Source organism: Mesorhizobium sp. M7A.F.Ca.CA.002.05.1.1 (assembly GCF_003998335.1).
Taxonomy (GTDB): domain Bacteria; phylum Pseudomonadota; class Alphaproteobacteria; order Rhizobiales; family Rhizobiaceae; genus Mesorhizobium.
In genome coordinates, this window is sequence record NZ_RZQI01001215.1 from 1 (window position 1) to 1377 (window position 1377).

3 protein-coding genes are annotated in these 1377 nt (G+C 60.1%); all 3 read right to left on the minus strand.

Going from position 1 to position 1377, the window contains the following annotated elements:
* Positions 1-213 (minus strand): F0F1 ATP synthase subunit C (locus tag EN939_RS34230; protein WP_127271830.1); only part of this gene is annotated, 213 nt, incomplete at its 3' end.
* Positions 214-298: 85 nt separating this feature from the next.
* A complete protein-coding gene (locus EN939_RS34235; protein WP_013532843.1) occupies positions 299-1057 on the minus strand; it encodes a F0F1 ATP synthase subunit A in 759 nt (252 codons plus the stop codon).
* Between the two features lie 59 nt (positions 1058-1116).
* A partial coding sequence (locus EN939_RS34240; RefSeq protein WP_206528427.1) for an AtpZ/AtpI family protein occupies positions 1117-1377 on the minus strand: 261 nt, incomplete at its 5' end.

The following is a 1377-nucleotide window of genomic DNA, read 5'->3' on the forward strand; positions in this document are numbered from 1 at the left end:
GGCCAGAAGCGCGATGAGAAGCGAGAAGATGCCCAGAGCTTCGGTCACGGCGAAACCGAAGATCAGGCGGCCGAACTGGCCATCGGCAGCCGACGGGTTGCGCAGTGCGCCCGCGAGGTAGCTGCCGAAGATGTTGCCGAGGCCAATGCCCGCACCACCCATGCCCAGGCAAGCGATGCCGGCGCCGATGTACTTTGCTGCTTCTGCGTCCATTTGTTCAACTCCTTTGGATCTAAAATTCCGTTGCGATTCCATCCGGCGCCAATGTTGGAAATTCTTGGGCCGGAAACTTTTGGACCTAGTGCCCGGGGTGCAGGGCGTCGTTGAGATACATGCAGGTCAACACGGCAAAGACGTAGGCCTGCAGGAAGGCGACCAGCAGTTCCAGTGCCGTCAGCGCCACCGCCATCGCCAGAGGCAGGATCGAGCCGGCGACGCCGACCGCGCCGAGCGCGCTCAGGCTGACCACGAAGCCGGAAAACACTTTCAGCGTGATGTGGCCGGCGAGCATGTTGGCGAACAGACGAACCGAGAGGCTGACCGGGCGCGACACGAAGGAGATCACTTCGATCAGCACCACCAGTGGCAGCAGGAAGACCGGCACGCCATGCGGCACGAACAGTTTCAGGAAGCCGAGACCATGCTTCATGAAGCCGTAGACGACCACGGTTGCGATCACCAGCACGGCAAGGCCGAAGGTGACGATGATGTGGCTGGTGACGGTGAAGAAATACGGGAACAGGCCAAGCAGATTGGCGACGAGCACGAACATGAACAGCGAGAACACGAGAGGGAAGAACTTCATGCCTTGCGTGCCGGCGGCATCGCGCAACATGTTGCCGACGAACTCGTAGGCCATCTCGGAGACCGACTGAAGCCGCCCGGGAACCAGGCTGCGGCTTGACGTCGTGAGAAACAGGAATCCAGCCGCGACGATAACGGTTGCGACCATGAACAGTGCCGAATTGGTGAAAGACAGGTCATAGCCCCCGATGTCGATCGGAATCAGCTTGTTGATATGGAACTGGTGGATCGGATCGACCTTGTCAGCTGCCACGTTCAAACCCCGTCAATGCCGCGTACGGCCTCGTTACCATTACCGCACATGGTGCGCGGTCATTTCTTGTCGTCTTGGCCACGGCGCGATTTATCGCCCTGTCCAAATTCTGCCACAACGCCGGCGGAACGCATCACATTGAGCACTCCGGCGCCAAAACCAAGCAGCAGAAACACGATCAGACCCCATGGCGATGTCCCCGCCAGACGGTCGATGATCCAGCCGATGCCGGCACCCACCACCACCCCGGCGATAAATTCGCTGGAGAGTTTGAGCGCCTGACCGTAACCGGCCACACTGCCCGCTTTCGCGTCGTCTTT